General features: G+C 64.3%; 13 protein-coding genes, 1 tRNA gene and 1 pseudogene. 8 read left to right on the forward strand and 7 right to left on the reverse strand.

The genetic code is table 11. The features are described from left to right. Positions 1–55: 55 nt before the first annotated feature. A complete protein-coding gene (gene hutU / locus AC1D0Z_RS04890; protein ID WP_477657118.1) occupies positions 56–1762 on the reverse strand; it encodes a urocanate hydratase in 1707 nt (568 codons plus the stop codon). Between the two features lie 187 nt (positions 1763–1949). Between hutU and hutC the strand changes: the two genes are divergently transcribed. Genes hutC through AC1D0Z_RS04915 form a run of 5 tightly spaced genes read left to right on the forward strand, consistent with a single transcriptional unit; the run spans position 1950 to position 6666 of the window. Further along, positions 1950–2660 carry a histidine utilization repressor gene (gene hutC / locus AC1D0Z_RS04895; RefSeq protein WP_477657119.1) on the forward strand — a complete coding sequence of 237 codons (711 nt, stop codon included), beginning with the start codon at positions 1950–1952 and terminating at the stop codon, positions 2658–2660. Further along, positions 2657–3244, forward strand: coding sequence for a HutD/Ves family protein (locus AC1D0Z_RS04900; RefSeq protein WP_477657120.1), 588 nt, complete (start codon positions 2657–2659; stop codon positions 3242–3244). Before hutC ends, AC1D0Z_RS04900 begins: the two co-directional genes overlap by 4 nt. Next, a complete protein-coding gene (gene hutI, locus AC1D0Z_RS04905; RefSeq protein ID WP_477657121.1) occupies positions 3241–4455 on the forward strand; it encodes an imidazolonepropionase in 1215 nt (404 codons plus the stop codon). The genes AC1D0Z_RS04900 and hutI overlap by 4 nt, the downstream gene beginning before the upstream one ends. After that, a complete protein-coding gene (gene hutG / locus AC1D0Z_RS04910; protein ID WP_477657122.1) occupies positions 4452–5267 on the forward strand; it encodes an N-formylglutamate deformylase in 816 nt (271 codons plus the stop codon). Before hutI ends, hutG begins: the two co-directional genes overlap by 4 nt. Beyond that, positions 5257–6666 (forward strand): formimidoylglutamate deiminase, encoded by a 1410-nt coding sequence (locus tag AC1D0Z_RS04915; RefSeq protein ID WP_477657123.1) that lies wholly within the window; start codon positions 5257–5259, stop codon positions 6664–6666. Before hutG ends, AC1D0Z_RS04915 begins: the two co-directional genes overlap by 11 nt. Positions 6667–6814: 148 nt before the next feature. On the opposite strand, the gene AC1D0Z_RS04920 is transcribed toward AC1D0Z_RS04915, so the two are convergent. Then, positions 6815–7864: a glycosyltransferase gene (locus tag AC1D0Z_RS04920; protein ID WP_477657124.1), complete on the reverse strand. Its 1050-nt coding sequence runs from the start codon at positions 7862–7864 to the stop codon at positions 6815–6817. 225 nt (positions 7865–8089) lie between these two features. Further along, positions 8090–8950 carry a LysR substrate-binding domain-containing protein gene (locus AC1D0Z_RS04925; RefSeq protein ID WP_477657125.1) on the reverse strand — a complete coding sequence of 287 codons (861 nt, stop codon included), beginning with the start codon at positions 8948–8950 and terminating at the stop codon, positions 8090–8092. A gap of 104 nt (positions 8951–9054) precedes the next feature. Between AC1D0Z_RS04925 and AC1D0Z_RS04930 the strand changes: the two genes are divergently transcribed. The 3 genes from AC1D0Z_RS04930 (at position 9055) to AC1D0Z_RS04940 (ending at position 11674) form a co-directional block, all read left to right on the forward strand. Next, entirely contained in the window at positions 9055–10398 is a 1344-nt protein-coding gene (locus AC1D0Z_RS04930) for a class-II fumarase/aspartase family protein (RefSeq protein WP_477657126.1), read from the forward strand. A 24-nt stretch (positions 10399–10422) separates the two neighbouring features. Then, complete coding sequence (locus AC1D0Z_RS04935; protein ID WP_477657127.1) at positions 10423–11397, forward strand: tripartite tricarboxylate transporter substrate-binding protein; 975 nt, start codon at positions 10423–10425, stop codon at positions 11395–11397. A 148-nt stretch (positions 11398–11545) separates the two neighbouring features. Continuing rightward, a complete protein-coding gene (locus AC1D0Z_RS04940) occupies positions 11546–11674 on the forward strand; it encodes a hypothetical protein (RefSeq protein WP_477657128.1) in 129 nt (42 codons plus the stop codon). 63 nt (positions 11675–11737) lie between these two features. On the opposite strand, the gene AC1D0Z_RS04945 is transcribed toward AC1D0Z_RS04940, so the two are convergent. From AC1D0Z_RS04945 to AC1D0Z_RS04960, 4 genes and pseudogenes are all read right to left on the reverse strand, one after another. Beyond that, positions 11738–11812: transfer RNA gene (locus tag AC1D0Z_RS04945), tRNA-Arg, on the reverse strand. Between the two features lie 65 nt (positions 11813–11877). Next, positions 11878–15864 (reverse strand): translocation/assembly module TamB domain-containing protein, encoded by a 3987-nt coding sequence (locus AC1D0Z_RS04950; RefSeq protein WP_477657129.1) that lies wholly within the window; start codon positions 15862–15864, stop codon positions 11878–11880. Next, positions 15864–17858, reverse strand: a complete 1995-nt coding sequence (locus AC1D0Z_RS04955; protein WP_477657130.1) for an autotransporter assembly complex protein TamA — start codon at positions 17856–17858, stop codon at positions 15864–15866. Before AC1D0Z_RS04955 ends, AC1D0Z_RS04950 begins: the two co-directional genes overlap by 1 nt. A gap of 68 nt (positions 17859–17926) precedes the next feature. Then, positions 17927–18146: pseudogene (locus tag AC1D0Z_RS04960) on the reverse strand (hypothetical protein); the annotation flags it as partial.

Genomic DNA, 18146 nt, shown 5'->3' on the forward strand with positions numbered 1-18146 from the left:
AGCGGCCATGCGCCACGCGGCCTTACCGGCGTGTGGTTCAAGCGGAGAGCCACGCTCAGCGTCCCATCATGGGCAGGTTCAGCCCGTTGTCCCTGGCGCTCTGTTTGGCAATGTCGTAGCCGGCGTCCGCGTGGCGCATCACGCCGGTAGCTGGGTCGTTGAAGAGCACACGGCCCAGTTTTTCGGCTGCATCGGCTGTGCCGTCACAGACGATAACCACACCCGAGTGCTGCGAGTAGCCCATGCCAACGCCGCCGCCGTGGTGCAGGCTGACCCAGGTTGCGCCGCTGGCGGTGTTGAGCAACGCGTTCAGCAGCGGCCAGTCGCTCACGGCATCGCTGCCGTCCTTCATGGCTTCGGTTTCGCGGTTGGGCGATGCGACAGAGCCGCTGTCCAGGTGGTCACGGCCGATCACGATGGGGCCTTTGAGCTCGCCGTTTTTGACCATCTCGTTAAAGGCCAGTCCCGCCAGGTGGCGCTCACCCAGGCCTATCCAGCAGATCCGTGCCGGCAGGCCCTGGAAGGCGATGCGTTCTTCGGCCATGTCCAGCCAGCGGTGCAGGTGCTTGTTGTCAGGGAAGAGTTCTTTCATCTTCGCGTCTGTTTTCTGGATGTCTTCCGGGTCGCCGGAAAGCGCCACCCACCGAAAGGGGCCGACACCACGGCAAAAGAGCGGTCGGATGTAGGCCGGCACAAAGCCGGGGTAGTCAAAGGCGTTGTCCACACCAAAGTCTTTGGCGACCTGGCGCAGGTTGTTGCCGTAGTCCACCGTGGGGATACCCATTTTGTGGAAGGCCAGCATGGCTTTGACGTGGGTTACGCAGGACTCACCGGCGGCTTTCGTCAATGCAGCGTGCTGGGCCGGGTCTTTTTGTGCGGCCCGCCATTGTGCGACCGTCCAGCCGGCGGGCAGATAGCCGTTGATGATGTCGTGCGCCGAGGTCTGGTCAGTCACGATGTCGGGGCGAATGCCGCCGGCCTTGGCGCGCTTGACCAGTTCGGGGACGATCTCTGCCGCATTGCCGCACAGGGCGATAGAGACGGCCTCTTTCCGTGAAGTGTGGTGCTTGATCATCTCCAGCGCCTCATCGAGATCTTTGGCCTGCTTGTCAACATAACGCGTGCGCAACCGGAAGTCGATGCTGGACTGCTGGCATTCGATATTGAGTGAACAGGCGCCGGCAAAGGTGGCGGCAAGCGGCTGTGCGCCGCCCATGCCGCCCAGGCCGGCGGTCAGCACCCAGCGGCCGGCCAGGTCACCGTTGAAATGCTGGCGACCTGCCTCTACAAAGGTTTCATACGTGCCCTGCACGATGCCCTGGGTGCCGATATAAATCCAGCTGCCCGCCGTCATCTGGCCGTACATCATCAGACCCGCGCGGTCCAGTTCGTTGAAATGCTCCCAGGTGGCCCATTTGGGCACCAGGTTGGAATTGGCGATCAGCACACGCGGCGCGCCCGTATGGGTACGGAATACGCCCACCGGCTTGCCCGACTGCACCAGCAAGGTCTCGTCCGCCTTGAGTTTGCGAAGTGAGTCGAGGATGGCATCAAAAGCCGGCCAGTTGCGGGCGGCTTTGCCGATGCCACCGTACACCACGAGCTCGTCGGGGTTTTCGGCSACCTCCGGGTCCAGGTTGTTCTGGATCATGCGGTAGGCGGCCTCTATTTGCCAGTTGGCACAGCTGAGGGTGCTGCCGCGGGGCGCGCGCACGGGACGGGCTTTGCTGTCCAGGAAAGGTGCTTGGGAAAGATCGGACATGGCGCTGCTCCGGCATAACAAAGTGAAAGAGACGGGGTATTGTTTTTTTTCAAATCGTAGTTGTCTATACAACTTGTGTCAACTGGAGTAATCTATGGCTTTTGAAATTGCGGCAAGCAACCGCCGGAATACAGAGCCGAAAACCTGCTTTGCGGCGACAATTATTTTTTCTTATTGCAACTGATTCATGGCCACCACATCACTGCCTGCCTATGGTCAGGTCAAGGCTTTCATCAAGAAACGCATCAGCGCCGGCATCTGGAAGCCCGGTGACCCGGTGCCCAGCGAAGCCGTGCTGATGGAGCAGTTCGGCGTGAGCCGCATGACGGTGAACCGCGCGCTGCGCGAGCTGATGGGCGAAGGTATGGTCACGCGCATCCAGGGCTCCGGCACCTTTGTGGCCGAGCTGCATCGCATTTCCTCAACGCTGACCATTCGGGATATTCATGAAGAGGTGGTGGAGCGCGGACATGTGCATACCTCGCGCGTGTTGCTGGCCGAGTCTGAAAAGGCCAGCGCCGATTTGGCGCGCACCCTGGGGTTGCGGGCTGGCGGGCGTGTCTTCCACACCATCTTGATTCATCTGGAAAACGGTGTGCCCATTCAGTATGAAGACCGCTATGTGAACCCGGCGGCGGCGCCTGACTATTTAAAGACTAACTTCACCCAGACCACTCCCACGCACCATCTGCTGGAACACGCGCCCCTCACAGAGGCCAGCTATTCCATCGAGGCCTGCCTGCCTTCGGCGCAGGAGGCCAGGCACCTGGACATCAAACCTGCAGAGGCCTGCCTGGCCATGATGCGGCGCACCGTCAGTGGCGGCAACATCGCCAGCGTGGCGCGCCTGGTGTACCCGGGTTCGCGCTACAGCTTTGCGGGAAAGTTTCAGGCATGACACCCGCACCAGCAGTGAACAGTCCGGGATGGAACATCGTGCGGCTGGCCGACGTTCCCGCAGCACCGTGGCGCAATGGCGGCGGTGTGACGCGCGAGCTTGCCAAGTGGCCTGATGCGGGCGACTGGGCCTGGCGCATGTCGGTGGCTGATGTGGACAAGAGTGGCCCCTTTTCAAAGTTCGAGGGTATTGACCGCTGGTTTGCTGTGCTTGAAGGTGCGGGCGTGCAGCTGGATGTGGCGGGCGTGCCGCACCGTGTGACGGCCGGCGATGTGCCGCTCTTCTTTGACGGTGCTGCCGCCACCGGCTGCGAGTTGATTGACGGCAAGACGCGCGATTTCAACCTGATGGTGCGCCGGGGTAGTGAGCCTTCGCGCATGGTCCGCGTGGAAGGGCGGTTTTCGGACACCATGAATGCTATGAAAACGATAGCTGTGTATGCGTATGAGTCAAGCGCTACAGTGCTATTTGATGAAGAATCTTTGCGGCTACTGCCTGCCAGCCTGGCCTGGCGCACAGTAACCGGCAATGCGGCGGTGCGCATCGCCGCGCAGGGCGCCCTCTGGATGGAGATACCCGCATGAGCCTGCAACTGTGGACTCACTGCCGTGCGGCCACGATGCAGGACGGCGCTGCACCGCCTTATGGCCTGATTGAAGACGCCGCACTGGTTGTGGAGGGCGAGGCCATCGCGTGGGTTGGGCCGCGCGCCGATCTACCTGCAGATCTTCAGGCTCGCTGCAAGGCGCAGCACGATGCCGGCGGCGCACTCATCACGCCCGGCCTTATCGATTGCCACACCCACCTTGTCTATGGCGGCGACCGCGCCCATGAATTCGAATTGCGCTTGAATGGCGCGACCTATGAAGAGATTGCTCGCACCGGTGGCGGTATCGCCTCTACCGTGAAGGCGACTCGCTCCGCCACTGCGCAGCAGTTGCAGACGCAGAGCGCGGCCAGGCTGCAGCGATTGATTGCCGAAGGCGTGACCACGCTGGAGATCAAGTCCGGGTACGGCCTGGCGCTGGAACACGAACGCAAGACGCTGTCGGTGGCGCGCGCGCTGGGGCAGGCCCATGCGGTGGATATTCGCACTACTTTTTTAGGTGCGCATGCCGTGCCTGCTGAATTCGCCGGCCGCACCGATGCGTATGTCGACGCTGTGCTTGAGATGCTGCCGGCGCTGCACGCCGAAGGGCTGGTCGATGCGGTTGATGCCTTTTGTGAGCGCATTGCCTTCAGCACCGCGCAGACCGAGCGCGTCTTTACGGCGGCCAAGGCTTTGGGCATTCCGGTCAAGCTGCATGCCGAGCAGCTCAGCGACAGCGGCGGTGCGCAGCTGGCTGCACACTACGGCGCGCTGAGTTGCGACCATCTGGAATGGTTGTCGACCGAGGGCGCGCAGGCGATGGCGGCTTCGGGTTCTGTGGCAGTGCTGTTGCCCGGCGCCTTTTACTTTTTGCGTGAGACCCGGCTGCCACCCATCGCCTTGCTGCGCGAACACGGCGTGCCGATGGCTGTCTCTACTGATTGCAATCCGGGCAGCTCGCCCTGCACCTCTTTGCTGTTGATGCTCAACATGGCGTGCACCTTGTTCCGACTGACGCCAGAAGAAGCGCTGGCCGGCGTGACCCGTCATGCCGCCGCAGCCCTGGGCCTGTGTGACCGGGGCGTGCTGGCTGCCGGTATGCGGGCTGACTTTGTGCTGTGGGGTGTTGAGCGGCCGGCGGAACTGAGCTATGCCATCGGCGCAAACCCGCGCCTTCAAACTGTTTTCAGGGGCCAGATCACATGAGTGACATCGACGAAGTTTTCACGCTGCATCAGGGTACTGTGCCGCTGCTGGTCAGCATGCCGCACATCGGCACCGAGATCCCGGCTGAACTGAAGGGCGGTTACACCGACGAAGCCCTCAGCGTTGAAGACACCGACTGGCATCTGCACCTGCTCTATAACTTTTTACCGGCCATGGGCGCAAGCATTTTGCGGCCGCGTTATTCACGTTATGTGATCGATCTGAACCGGCCGCCCGACGACGCACCCATGTATCCAGGGGCCTCCAACACCGAGCTGTGCCCCACCCGCTTCTTCAGTGGCGCACCGCTTTACAAGACCAGCCATGAGCCCGCCCCTGAAGAACGCTCCCGGCGGCGTGAAGCTTATTGGCAACCCTACCATTCGGCGCTGGCCGGTGAACTGGCCCGGCTCAAGGCGCAGCACGGCTTCGCCTTGTTGTGGGACGCGCACAGCATCCGCTCGCAAATTCCCTGGTTGTTTGAAGGCAAATTGCCCGACCTCAACATCGGCACGGCCAGCGGTGCAAGTGCGAACGACGCCATTACCGACGCAGTGGTGCAGGCCTGTGCCACCGCACCGCATATCACCACCGCCGTCAACGGCCGTTTCAAGGGCGGCTACATCACGCGCCACTACGGCCGGCCGGCCGGTGATGTGCATGCCGTGCAGCTGGAGATGTGCCAGAGCCTTTACATGCAGGAAGCGCCGCCCTATGCGTATGACGAAGCGCTGGCTTCCCGCATCCAGCCCTTGTTGATGAAAATGGTCTCCAGCGCTTTGCTGGCGGGCGCGAGCAGCTATGAAAAGTGAAGCACGGACATTCTTTGCCGCGCAGGCATGGGTGCAGGGCGCCTGGGCACGCGACGTCCTGCTGACAGTCGCCGGAAACGGCACCTGGCAAAGCGTGGAGCCCGGCGCCACGGCGCAGCAGCAGGCAGGTGCCATACGTTTATGTGGCCCGATGCTGCCCGGTGTGGTCAATGCGCACAGCCACGCCTTTCAGCGCGCCATGGCAGGCCTGACGGAACGCCGCAGCGCCGGCGCCCATGCWTCCGACGACTTCTGGAGCTGGCGCGACCGCATGTACTCCGCCGCCAACCGCATCACGCCCGGGCAGCTTGAAGCGATTGCAACCCAGCTCTATGCCGAGCTGCTGACAGGTGGCTACACGCAAGTCTGTGACTTTCATTACCTGCACAACGACGTCAGCGGGGTGCCGTATGCCAACCCGATAGAAATGTCGCTGGCCCTGGTGCGCGCCGCGCAGCGCACCGGCATAGGCCTCACTTTGCTTCCTGCGCTTTACATGCGCTCGGGTTTCAAGACCACGGGTTTGCGTGAAGACCAGCGGCGGTTTTCGTCCACTCCCGAAAGCGTGATGCGCATGGTCGAGGATATCCAGCGCCAGACGAAGGGCGATACGCGGATCAACGTCGGCGTGGCCGTGCATTCCTTGCGCGCCACCAGCCCGGCTGCATTGCATGAACTCACAGGCGCGGCCAAGGCGGCTGGCTTGCCGGTGCATATCCATATCGCCGAGCAGATGCAGGAAGTCGACGACTGCGTGGAGCATACCGGCCAGCGTCCGATTGAGTGGCTGCTGAACAACGCCGATGTCGATGCCCGCTGGAACCTGGTGCACGCCACTCACGCCACGCCGGCCGAGCTGCAAGGGGTACAGGGCACGGGCGCTTCCATCGTGATCTGCCCCGCGACGGAAGCGAACCTCGGTGACGGGGTTTTCGATTTGCCGGCCTATGCAGCCGCGGGGGGCAAGTGGTCGATAGGCTCGGACAGCCATGTCACCCGCAGCTGGCCCGAAGAGTTGCGCCTGCTGGAATACTCGCAGCGCCTCACGCTGCGCCAGCGCAATATCGCTGCGCGAATTTTGGGCCACGAAAGCAGCGCGGCTGGCTTGTACGAAGCCGCGCTGGGGGGCGGCTTTGCCGCCACGGGCCGGATGCAGGGGGGGCTGGCGCCCGGCCACCGGGCGGACTTTGTGACGCTGGCTGCCGAGTCGCCTTCATTGCTCGGTGTGCCGGCCGGTCATCTGCTGGATGCGCTGGTGTTCTCAAGCCCAGGCGCCGTGTTTGCCGAGGTGTACGTGTCGGGCGTAGCGGCCGCGGGGAAAAACCGGGCCGCCGGGCCGGAAGCAGGGCGGCCGGGCGAGCATTTCCGCCGCGCGATGCAGGCGCTCTGGAGCGCCTGAGCGGTCAATGCCCGGTATTCGGAGGGCTTCGTCGAATGGTTGAAACCTGCTGAAGGCCTTATTGGACGAGCGCAAGCAGCTATTAAAAATATAGCAATGCAGTATGCCAACGTCTGAATCAACGCGCTGGCGCCATGGATAAGGCGGTTCAGCCGAACGCCGCCTGAACCTGGGCAGCGGCGGTTTTGATGAAATGTCCGGCGCGGATTTTGCGGCCCAGCTCTTCCGCGCCCGTTCTCAGCTTCCCGAAGTCGGCCTGGGAGAGGCCGGCGAACACCGCTTCCAGCTCATGCATTGACGAAACCAGGATGCCGGCACCATGGGCGTCTATCAGCGGTGCGATGCAGGCCTGCCGCCACACCACCACCGGCAGGCCCTGGCTGAGGTACAGGGACGCCTTGTGAGGCGTGTTGTATTGCAGATAGGCCCCGTAGTCACCAGAACATCCATCGAGCGTTGCCCCGTCCCAGACCAGGCCAAAAGCGCCGTCAGCCCTGAACGGCGGGTGGTCTGGCGAAAAAGTGCCCCCGTAGCGGACGTTTTCCTGGGCATCGCGTGTGGTGTCCAGCCCGGCGCCGTAGAGTTCGAACTCCAGTCCGGTGAGTTCGCCCAGCCGATAGATAAAACCCGACTTGCCGGCGGACAGGTTGCCCGCATACACCAGCCTCGGGCGCAAGGCTTGGGGACCGGTCGCCTGAGCGCCGGCGGCGGCTATTTGCGGATCCGGGCAAAAATAGTCCCAACAGTTCAGGGCAGCGGCAGGCGCCACCCCGTAGCGCCCCAGGAGCTCACTGACTGTGTCATTGAGGCTCAAAACATGCGTGAACTGCCTGAGCTCATGGGCCTCTTTCTCAACGAGGTCAAGACGGGGCGGGTCCATGCGAAGCCCTTCCAGGTCGTGAATGAATGCCACGGTGGCAATGTTTTTCCGGCGGGCTTTTTCCAGTATCGCGCGGGTCGGCAACTCTGGCGGAAACTGGCACCAGAGCACGTCCGTTTTCTGGAACCGCAGCCTGGCATACGACAGGAAAAATGCGATCAGGCTGCGCCAGTACTTGGACCGGCTGCCCGGAATATTCCGGATGCCAAAGCCGATTTGGCGCAGGAAATGCGCCGTGTCCAGCCGTGCCTTGGGCCCGGCGTTCAACCGGTTTTTCTTGGTATCCAGCAGCAGGATGTGTTGAAGCCCGTGAGACATTTTGGAGTGTTGAGGTGGATTTTTCTGGATTCAACCGCGTAGAAGCCTGATTCCCGGCTCTGGGCTGGCGTGCCAAAGGAACAGGCATTCTCGCGGAGATCGTCCTTCATAACCACCACCGGCGTCTTGTTTTCTGCCGGCGCAATCCACTGATGTTTTAACAAAGGGAAGTTTCGCTGGAATGGCTTAACACTGCGCTTGGGCGCAGCGGAGGACGGAAACCGTTCAGAGGAGGCCGATGAGTTCCTGCAGTGCCTGACCCGGCTGCTCGTCACGGCGCCGGATGAAGAGGGTCTGGACCTCCAGCGACTTTCGGCCCGCTGGATGGCAGTGCAGCGTGTGATGGCTGGTAGAAGTTTCCACAACGGCGCGGGGCAGCAGCGAGATGCCCATTTCAGCCGCCACGCAACCGAGAATGCCCTCGAGCGTGCCCATCTCCAGGCGTGTGAACCGGGGCCAGCCACGCTCGCTGAGTAACTGCTCGAAGCGCTGCCGGTATGAGCATCCCGTGCGGAACATGATGGCCGCCGCCCCCCTTTCCAATCGCCGGCCGAGATCCGCTGTGCGGCTCCAGTTGGCCGAGGACACCAGTACCAACTCCTCCTTGAACGCCACCTGGCTGACCAGCTCCACGTGGTTCACCGGACCGGCCACGAAGGCGCCATCCACCCGGCGTTCCAGCACAGCCCCGATCAGTGTTGCGGTGGGACCCGTTTCGAGGGAGATGCCCACCTGCGGGTGCGCTCGCCGGTATGTCGCCAGCAAGCCCGGCAGCCGGATCGCTGCCGTGGTTTCCATCGAGCCGATCGACAGTGTTGCAGGTCCTTCCCGCTCGCCCTTGGCTGCGGCCTGTGCCTCGTCCATCAAGGCGGCAATACGGCTTGCGTAGGGCAGCAGCCGCTGGCCGGCACGCGTGAGTTCCATGCCGCGCGCATGGCGGTTGAACAACGGCAGGCCAAGTTCCGTCTCCAGAGCACGGATGCGTTGCGTGATGTTGGACTGCACCGTGTGCAGCACCCCGGACGCGCCGGTCACGCCACGTTCGTTGGCTACTGCTGCAAAGGTTTTGAGGGCCAGTACGTCCATGAGCCATCTATGAAAAAGAACGCTGCATTCTGAATAAATCGCTTTTGATGAATAACTATACCCGATACAGTTTGTTTCAACGCTAACCCATTGACACCAAACCCATGAATCAGCTCTTCAGTGACTTGCACGACGGGGGAGCCATCGCGGAAATTTTTTCGGAACGCGGCTTCGTCGATCGCTGCCTGCGTTTCGAGCGGGCACTGGCCGAAGCCCAAGCCGCCCAGGGAGTCATTTCCCATGACGCAGCAAATGAAATTCAGCGGGTGGCGCACCTGGGCAACATTGACCTGGCGTTACTCAAGCGCAAGACCCGGCTGGTGGGCCTGCCCATCGTGGGCCTGGTGGACCAGATCGTCAGCCTCTGCCGCGATGACCTGGGCCAATATGTCCATTACGGGGCGACCACCCAGGACGTGATGGACTGCGCCCTGGCCCTGCAGATGTGCGAAGGCCTCGAACAGACGAACGCGGCACTGCTGCGCATTGCGGACCTGCTGGGCGGGTTTGCCGAAACCCACGCCCGAAGCCTTCAAGCCGGCCGCACCAACCAGCAGCATGCCCTGCCACTTAGCTTCGGCTTCAAAGCAGCCGTGTGGCACGCGGGAGTGCTGCGACACATCGGACGGCTGGCACAGGCGCGCCAGCGTGCCTCTATGGGCCAGCTGGGCGGCGCCGTGGGCACGCTTGCCTCGCTGGGCGACCTGGGCCATGACACCCGGCGGCGCGTGCTTGGCAGCCTGGGGCTGGATGAGCCGGCCATTGCCTGGCATTGCATGCGCGATGGGCCTGCTGAAACCGCGCTGCTGTTGCCGCAGATCGCTGCGACGCTGGGCAAGATCGGGCGTGATCTGTTGATGCTGTCGAGCACGGAGGTGGGCGAAGCGGGTTTTTCGGCCGGCCGCGGGGCCAGCAGCACCATGCCGCAAAAGAACAACCCCGTAGCCGCGTCGTCGGTGGTGGCGCTTTCGCGCATGCTGTTCCACACGGCGCCGATGATGCTGGATGCGTCCCTTGTGGAGAACGAGCGTTCGCTCGACGCCTGGTACATCGAACTCCACGCCATGCCGATGTGCTTTTCGCTGATGGGGGCGTTGCTGGGTCAGGCCATCACCATGCTGGAAGAGCTCTGGGTGGACAAGGACCGTATGGCCCGCAACGTTGAACTGACGGGCGGAGCCATCGTGACAGAAACGGTGCAGATGGAGCTGGCGCGCGGGATGGGCTTGAACCGCGCGCATGAACTGGTGGCCCGGGCGTGCCAGCAGGCCCGGGCCGGCGGTGTGCCGCTTGCCACCGCGCTGCTTCAACTGCAGCCCGGACTGCAACCCGCTGCGCTGGGCGCGTTGCTCGACGCAGCACGCCACATCCCGTTCGCGGTGCGCGAGGTGCAGGCTTCGCAATCGGCCCACACGTCGCTTGCGGCGCCCTCAACCATGTCTGATTGACCTTCTTTTTTTCAGGAGAATCGCATGATCCACGCCGTACGTATGGCCTTCCTGTCCTTTTTCTTCGTCGCTCCGGCATGGGCCGAGGACGCTTACCCCGTCAAGCCCATCACGATCATTGTTCCCTTCGCGGCAGGCGGCCCCATGGACAAGCTGGCCCGCGACTTGTCGGTGCCGATGAAGGACTTCCTCAAGCAGCCGGTGATTGTCCAGAACCTGTCGGGCGCTGGCGGGAACCTGGGCGCTGCAATCGGGGTGCGGGCTCCGGCCGATGGCTACACGCTCCTGATGAGCCATATCGGCATGGCGACGTCGCCGGCCTTGTATCGCAACCTGGGTTTCAAGCCCGACGCTGACCTCGCGCCCTTGGGCGTGGTCGCGGAAATTCCTCAGGTGCTGGTTGCCCGGCCCGCCGTGCCCAACACATCGGTGGTCGACCTGCTGCGCTGGATGGCGGCCCAGCCGCAGGTGAAGATGGCCCATGCGGGAATCGGTTCTTCGTCGCACCTGTGCGGCCTGCTCATACAGCAATCGCTCAAGATGAGCATCACCACCGTCCCCTACCGTGGAAGTGCGCCGGCGGTTTCCGACCTGCTGGGCGGCCACGTTGACATGATGTGCGACCCCATTCCCACAACCGCCGCGCACATCCAGGCCGGAAAACTCAAGGCGATCGCGGTCAGTGCCGCCAAACCGCTCACCGGTACCTCGCTGGCCACCGTGCCGACCATGGCCAGGTTCGGCATACCCAATGTCGAGCTCAGCATATGGTTCGCCCTCTACGCGCCCAAGGACACACCGCCGGCTGTTCAGCAGCGGATCAACGATGCGGTACGGGCCTCGGTAAAAACCGATGCCTTCAAACGCGCGCAAATTGCGGCGGGTGTGCAGATTGTGCAGGACGAACGGGCCACTGTGCCCGGCCACAAGGCCTATCTGGCGCATGAGTTGGCCCGCTGGACTCCCATCATCAAGGCGGCCGGGGTCTACGCAGACTAGCAGCGTCCTGCAGCTCTGGCACCTGCAGTAACTACATGCAGCAACGGACCGCTTTATCCTTCGAGGACCTTATGCCCTACGATCCGGCCCCTCGCCAGGGCTTCAACGAACCTGCGGGTGAGCGTCTGCCATGCCCGAAGCGCGGGCCATGAATGCTGCGCAGCATGAAGCGGCCGATGCGCTCATCGCCGGCCCTCGCAAAGCCGTCTACGGGCCGTTTCTGGCGCTGCTGCGCAGCCCTGCGCTGTTTTCGCCTTTGCAGGCATTTCCGCAGTAGCGTAGTTCGAAAAATGATGCGCTGCAAAGGTGACGCGAGGGAAATTTTCGGAGCCGTGGCGTCTGGTACCACCAACAGGAATCGAACCTGTATCTAGCGCTTAGGAGGCACTCGTTCTATCCATTGAACTATGGCGGCATTTGTCTTGAAGAGAGCCGCCATTGTATTCGGTGGCGGATGCCGCCCTTCAAGCAGAAGCTGCCTCAGTCGTAAGGTACGGTGAAGATCAGGTCAACTGCGCTTTGCTGGCCCGCCTGGGCACGTACCGTGAAGCGTTGCGAGAGGTCGTAGAACACATAGAGCGTGCCCAGTGCACCGGTCACGGTGCGCTCATAGGCCGCATAGAAATTGCGCGAAAAGCGTTTTCCCAAAGTGACGGCGCCTTCGGTGGTGCTGCCGTCGGTGTTGCTTGATGCGCCGCGGTACGAGAGTTCATCCAGGCCCAGCGAGGCAGCCAGCCCGCCCGACATGCCGCCATTTTTGCTGCCGAGCAATGCGAGTGCAGCCTGCTGCAGCAGCGCGGCTTCGGCTCCGCCCGAAGCCGACGAGCGGCCCACCACCAGCCACGAGAGTTTTTCGGCATCGGGCAGCTCGGGTTGTGCATACAGACGCACACGCGGCAGCAGGGCGGTGCCGGTAATTTGCACGCCGACGCGCTGCGTGAGGTTGGGGCGAATCGCCAGGATGTCGAGCGAGGGGTTGTCGATGGCGCCGGTAAAGCGCAGCATGCCTTGCTCCACATCCAGGCGCTGGCCGTAGGCGCGGTACTGGCCGCCTGCCGTGTTGATCGTGCCGGTGAGCCGGGGATCGCGCAGCGTTTCACCGCTCAGGGCCAGCGTGCCGCGCACCCTTGTGTCTATGCCCTTGCCCTGGATGCGGAAGTCGCGGCCCAGGTCGAGCTCCACCGCCAATTTGACGGGGCGCGCGTCGCGGTCGGCGATTTCGTCGCTGGTCTGCGCGGGCGCCTTTTGGCCTGCCGCCGCGCCGCGGGTGGTGCGCACCACCACATCGTCGCCAAGTTGCGGCGTGCCTTCGTCGGGCAGGATGATGCGCGCCTGGTCAACCACCAGCTTGCCCGCAAGTTCGGTTTGCTGGCCCTTGAGGCCGGCTTGTATGTCGCCGGAGACGGTCAGTTGCCGGTCGGTGCGTATGCTGGCGCGCAGGCGTTCGAGCCTGGCCGTGAGCTGGACCTGCGGCTTGCCTTCTACCCAGCCGGCTTCGCCCTGTGCTGTGAGCAAGCCCCCTGTGCCTTTGTCGCCCGCGCCCTGCAGCGTGAACTCGTTGATGCGCATGCGCGTGCCGTCGAGTTTGGCACGCAGGCGGCCATTGCCGAATTCAATGCCGTCTACCACCGAGCGCAGCGCCAGGTCGTTGGCCTGCAGGTCGCCGGCCAGTTGCGGCGCGGCGCGGGTGCCGCTGATGGCGACGTCAGCACCCAGCGAGCCGCGCAGCCGCCAGCCCGGCGGCGCAAGCACTGACCACACACCGATGCGCGGCAGCTGCGCGCGCAGTTGGCCGGCCAGCGGTGCATCGGCTGGCCAGAGCCAGCCACCGCCGGCCGTGGCTGGCGCGCGGGCCAGACGGGTTTTGAGCTGGCCGTCGGYCGTGCCAGCGCGCTCACTGTCCCAGCGCAGCGCCAGCGTGAGCGCTTCGGCTTCGCTGACCAGCGAGAGGCGCGCTTCCTTCACGCCGGCTGCCACACGCGCCGACATGCCTTGCACGGTCTCGGCTTGCACGGTGATGTCGCCGCTGCTGCGTGCGAGGCTGGCTTTCAGGCGCAGCGTGTCACCCAGCGTGACATCCCAGTCGCCGTCCAGCAGCAGGGTGCCGCCCAGGCCTGCGCCGGCCATTTGCGGGCCGGCCAGCAGTTCTATCCAGGCCAGCGGCAGGCCGCTGAGCTTGCCCGCAGTGACGAGTTCATGGCCCGGCCGCCAGCGAACCGGTTGCCAGGCCAGCGTGGCCTGCGAAGGTGCACTGGCGGATGCGCCCGAAGGCGGCGCGACCAGGAGGGCTTCTCCGGCGCCGCTTTCAAGCAGGCCGCCATTACGTCCGGGCGTCCACTTGAGCGGCACGGTGCTGCGGGTCTTGAGCTGCCAGGCCCCCTTGCCCAGCGTGGGGTCTTCCACGCTCACACTGAGCTGCTTGACCAGGCCTTGCCATGCGGATTCAGCAAAGGACGCATTGCGCGCGGCGCCGGCGTTGAGCCGCCCGCCTTCTGCTGCCAGCTGCAGGGTGTAGCGGCGCTGGCCTGCTTCCATGCGGCCTTGCGTGGCCAGTTGTGCCTGGCTCAGGCGCCCGGAGAGCGTGGCCTGGAAGCCGCGGATTTTCAGGGCCTCTGCTGCAGGAGGTGCGGTGCCAGCTGTGCCCGGGGCCGGTACGCCCGCAGGTGCAGGCACCGCTGTGCGCCAGTCAAGCGAAGGCAGGTCCAGCCGCGCCTGCAAGGCCGGATCTTGCCAGCCACCTTGCCAGCTGGCTTGCAGCTCAGCGTTGCCGCTCGCTGATGCGCTCTTCAATGATGCGGGCAGGCCCGGGAGTTTTTGCAGCCAGCGCAGGGCTTGTGCCATGTCGCGGCCGCGCAGGCTCACATCGCCTTTGCCGCTGGTTTGCCGCAGTTCCCCTTGCAGCTGGGCGTCCAGTCCGGGGGCTGTCAGTGTGAGTGTTCCCTTGCCGCCTTTTGCGCTGGGTTGTGCCTCAAGCTGACCTGCCAGCTCGGCGTCGTCGGTGCGTACGCGCAGAGCCGACAGCATCAGCGTGCCGCCGGTCTGTTCGGCATTCCAGCTGCCAGTGGCACTGGCATCGCGCAGGCGTAGTTGGCCCAAGGGATTGTTTTTAGGGGCGCCGCTGGTCGGCACTGCCTGCACATTCGCGGCGAAAGCGATGGCTGGGCCCTGGCTGCGGACGTCGGCCTTGCCGTTGAGCGGCAATGGCGCCAGCTGCGTGTGCAGAAGGGCCGGGTTGACCTGATGAAGTGTGGCCTGCAGTTTCCAGGCAGGTGCCGTGCTGGCGGTGACGGATGCGGCAGGCGGCTCGGCCCACTCCCCGCTCGCTAGCAGTTCGCCGCCGCCCATTTGGGCCTTGAGTGTGCGCACCATGGCCGTGCCGCCGCGCCACTCGCCTTGGGTTTCCAGCCGGTCCAGGGGCAGCCTGTGCTGGTCCCAGGGGCCGGGCAGGGCATTTGCCAGTTGCAGTTGCAACTGCCAGGCGGATGCCGATGAAACGCCTGAACTTGCAGAGGGTGCCGGCCGCACGTTGGCGCTGCCCGTCAGCAAGGTTTGTGGGCCTTCGGGCCAGAAGGCCGCTACATCCAGGTCGCGAAAATTCGCATCAGCCTGCGGCAGGGGTTGTGCAGCCCACGGCATGACGCGTGCTGTGGCGGTTGCCTGTGGCTGCCGCTGGTTTTTGGGGGGTGATGTAGCGGAAGGCTGCGCGCTCATTTGCAGCTCGGCCTTCACCAGCAGTTCGGTGAGGGGACCTCGGGCCGTGGCTTTGAATGCCAGCGGCACGGGCACTTTTGTGCCGGGAATCTGCGCGTCGAGGGCACCTGCCAGGCTGGCATCAAGCTTCAACGGGCTGTGTGACGATAAGGTCGCGCGCCCGCTGTAGCGGCCGTGCGCTACCTGTGCGCTGAGCAATTCCAGCTGGTGGTCTATGCCCCTGAACGAATAGTTGCCCGTGATGGCGGAGGCAGAAAACGCCGCGCCGCCCATCCATTGAAACTGCCCGATGGAAAACCCGTCAAGCACCACCGGCAGCGGCAAGCCCAGCGCCGAGGGCGGCACCGACGGTGTTGTGGAAGGCGCGCGTTGATCGGTGACCTGCACGCTGGCCGCGGCCAGCTGGTTGACCTCCAGCGTGCCGTGCAGAAGCGACCACGGTTGCCAGGCGAGGGTGACGTCTTTCACATCCACACGCAGGCCATCTTGCTGCCACACCAGTTGGTCAACATGTCCGCCCGCGCGCAGGGATCCCGTCACGCGTTCGGCGCTTAGCGGCTGGGTTCGAGCGATCCAGTTCAACGCGGTGGCCAGTGACCCGTCGGTGCCGGCCCACCACCAGGCGCCTGCCGTGGCGGCTACGGCCAGCACCACCACGCTACCGGCGGCCCATGCAATGGCGCGCAGCCAGCGCCGTGGCGGGCGTGCCGGTTTGGGCGCGGCAACGGGCGTCATGGGGGTATCAGGCGTGTCCATCAGAAAACAAATCCCACGCTGACGTGCAGGCGCAGCTGCTTGGCTTTCTCGCCATAGGCCAGGTCAATCTGCAGCGGCCCGATAGGGCTTTTCCAGCGCACGCCGGTGCCGATGCCGATGGAAGGTTTCATGTCTTTGGGGTTGTCGGCCACAGCGCCCGCATCAATGAAAAAGGTGTTCTCCCATTCACTGGGCCGGCCGTCGCGCAGCATGGGGCGCTGGTATTCCACACTGCCCACCGCCATGTAGCGGCCCGGCCCGGTCACGCCGTTGTCCAGCTTGATGCCGATGTCGCGATAGCCGTAGCCGCGGACGGTGGTGTCGCCGCCCGTGCGGAACAGCAAGGTGCCGGGTATGCGCGCCGAGTCTTTGGCCAGCACGGCGCCGCCCTCGGCGCGCATGGCGATGCGGCCCCGCTCCAGCGGCACAATGCCGAGCCAGCGGCCCACGGCGCGGGTGAGGGGCAGGTGCTGCGTCCCCATGGTGCTGCCGGCGCCGAGTTCAAAGCCCAGGCCATAGCCCTTGCTCGGAAATGGCAAGCTGTCGAAGTAACGCCCGGTCCAGACGTAGTTGGCGGTCAGGGCCGAGCCGTCGCCGATGTCGGCGGCGGAGCTGTTGATCTGGCCGCTGCCGCTCACGCTGGCCCTGTCGTATTGCAAATAGATGTTGCGGTCTATGCGTTCGCCGGCCTGCGTGCGCCCAAAGCGCAGACGCCCGGAGCGGGTGACGAGCTCGTTGTCGTCGACACGTTCGGTACGTGCCAGAGCCACCCAGCGCCAGCTGGCCTCATCGGGAATCGAGGTCCATTCGGTCTGGGCAAAAGGTGATTTTTTTTCGAGTTGCAGTTTGGTGACGGCGCGCCAATTGGTACCCGGCACGCGCAGGTGCGTGTGCTCAATCGATGCGCGCGGCCCGCTGTCGGTGGTAACGCCCACACCCAGGATGATTTTTTGCAGTTTGGCTTCGCGCACCTGTACCTGGACGGGCGCTGCTTGTGGATCGCTTTCGGGATCGACAAAGATATAAGCCGAATCGAAATAACCGCTGGAAGCCAGCCGCTGCTGCGCTTCGGTCAGCTGCTTCTGGTCGTACACCGCGCCGGCATTGAGGCGTGCCAGGCGTGGCACCAGCACCGGGTCGTAGCGCTCGACACCTGAGACCTGCATGGGGCCCAGGCGATAGAGGGGGCCGGAGTCGAGCTTGAGGCTCAGGGCTGCGCTGTGCTCCGGCGCGTCCACGTCGGCCAGGCTACCGGCCAGCTTGCCGGCCGGGTAGCGGCGGGCAACCAGGTCGCGCAGGGCCTGTGTCTTGGCGCTGTCCCAGGCGTCCTGCGTAAAGCGTTGGCCCGTGGGCAGACGCCAGTCGCGCTGGATTTCCGCGCGCTGGGCCTGCGCATCTGGGTCTGGTGATTCGGCAATATCGCCTGCAAAGTCAATGGCGACCGGCCCGACCGTCGTGGCCTGGCCAGGCTCCACCGCCACCACAATGGTCGGCCGCTGGCCCGGCCCCACGGCAGTGCCGCCTTCGCGTGTGATGGTGATGGTCGGGCTGAAGTAGCCCAGCGTGCCTACCAGGTTACGCACATTGCGCTCGGCCAGAACGATCAGGCGCGCCAGCTCGGCTTCGTCCAGATCGGTCACGGCGCGGTAGCGCTGCAATTCAAGGTGTCGTTCGAGCAGTTCCTTGACGGTCCCGGGCGCGCGTACCGCAATGTCGAAGGCGGTGACTTCGGGTTGGGCGCTGGTCGGGCCTGTGGCGCCTTGAGGAGTGGGTTCGGGTGCGACCTTCTGGGGCGGAGGCAGGGGGGCGGGGGCGGTCTGCGTCACGCCGGAGGGAGGCATGGCCGTGCTGTCCATGGGCGCGGCCGTTTGCGCGGCGACCGGCGGCGCAAGGAACATCGCCAAGAGGGCAACGGCAGGGATGAAACCGGTGCTGGTCAGTCCTGGGGTGGCCGTCCGCGCGCAGAGGATGCTGTAGGGGCTGGGAGGGGTCACCGGGGCAGTTTACTTGAGCCCTTCTGCCTGTTTGTGTAGGAGACAAGCGCCTGCTGCCCAGCGGCGATTTATTTGGACAGCAGGCGCATGGCTTCTTCCAGCCCCTTGATGGTCAGCGGGTACATGCGCTGGTTCACCAGTTGCTGGATCACGCTGATGCTTTGCCGGTACTGCCAGACGCCCTGCGGCTCGGGGTTGATCCAGGCGAACTTGGGAAAGGCGTTGGTCAGGCGCTGCATCCACTCGGCGCCGGCCTCTTCGTTGTTGTATTCCACGCTGCCGCCGGGC

Source organism: Polaromonas sp. P1_E3, from assembly GCF_056405935.1.

What these genes read in the sequence shown, in the direction of transcription:
- hutI (WP_477657121.1), top strand. Translation starts at nt 3,241, where the DNA reads ATGAGCCTGCAACTGTGGACTCACTGCCGTGCGGCCACGATGCAGGAC.
- AC1D0Z_RS04935 (WP_477657127.1), top strand. Translation starts at nt 10,423, where the DNA reads ATGATCCACGCCGTACGTATGGCCTTCCTGTCCTTTTTCTTCGTCGCT.
- AC1D0Z_RS04940 (WP_477657128.1), top strand. Translation starts at nt 11,546, where the DNA reads ATGAATGCTGCGCAGCATGAAGCGGCCGATGCGCTCATCGCCGGCCCT.
- hutG (WP_477657122.1), top strand. Translation starts at nt 4,452, where the DNA reads ATGAGTGACATCGACGAAGTTTTCACGCTGCATCAGGGTACTGTGCCG.
- AC1D0Z_RS04925 (WP_477657125.1), bottom strand. Translation starts at nt 8,950, where the DNA reads ATGGACGTACTGGCCCTCAAAACCTTTGCAGCAGTAGCCAACGAACGT.
- AC1D0Z_RS04900 (WP_477657120.1), top strand. Translation starts at nt 2,657, where the DNA reads ATGACACCCGCACCAGCAGTGAACAGTCCGGGATGGAACATCGTGCGG.
- AC1D0Z_RS04930 (WP_477657126.1), top strand. Translation starts at nt 9,055, where the DNA reads ATGAATCAGCTCTTCAGTGACTTGCACGACGGGGGAGCCATCGCGGAA.
- AC1D0Z_RS04920 (WP_477657124.1), bottom strand. Translation starts at nt 7,864, where the DNA reads ATGTCTCACGGGCTTCAACACATCCTGCTGCTGGATACCAAGAAAAAC.
- hutC (WP_477657119.1), top strand. Translation starts at nt 1,950, where the DNA reads ATGGCCACCACATCACTGCCTGCCTATGGTCAGGTCAAGGCTTTCATC.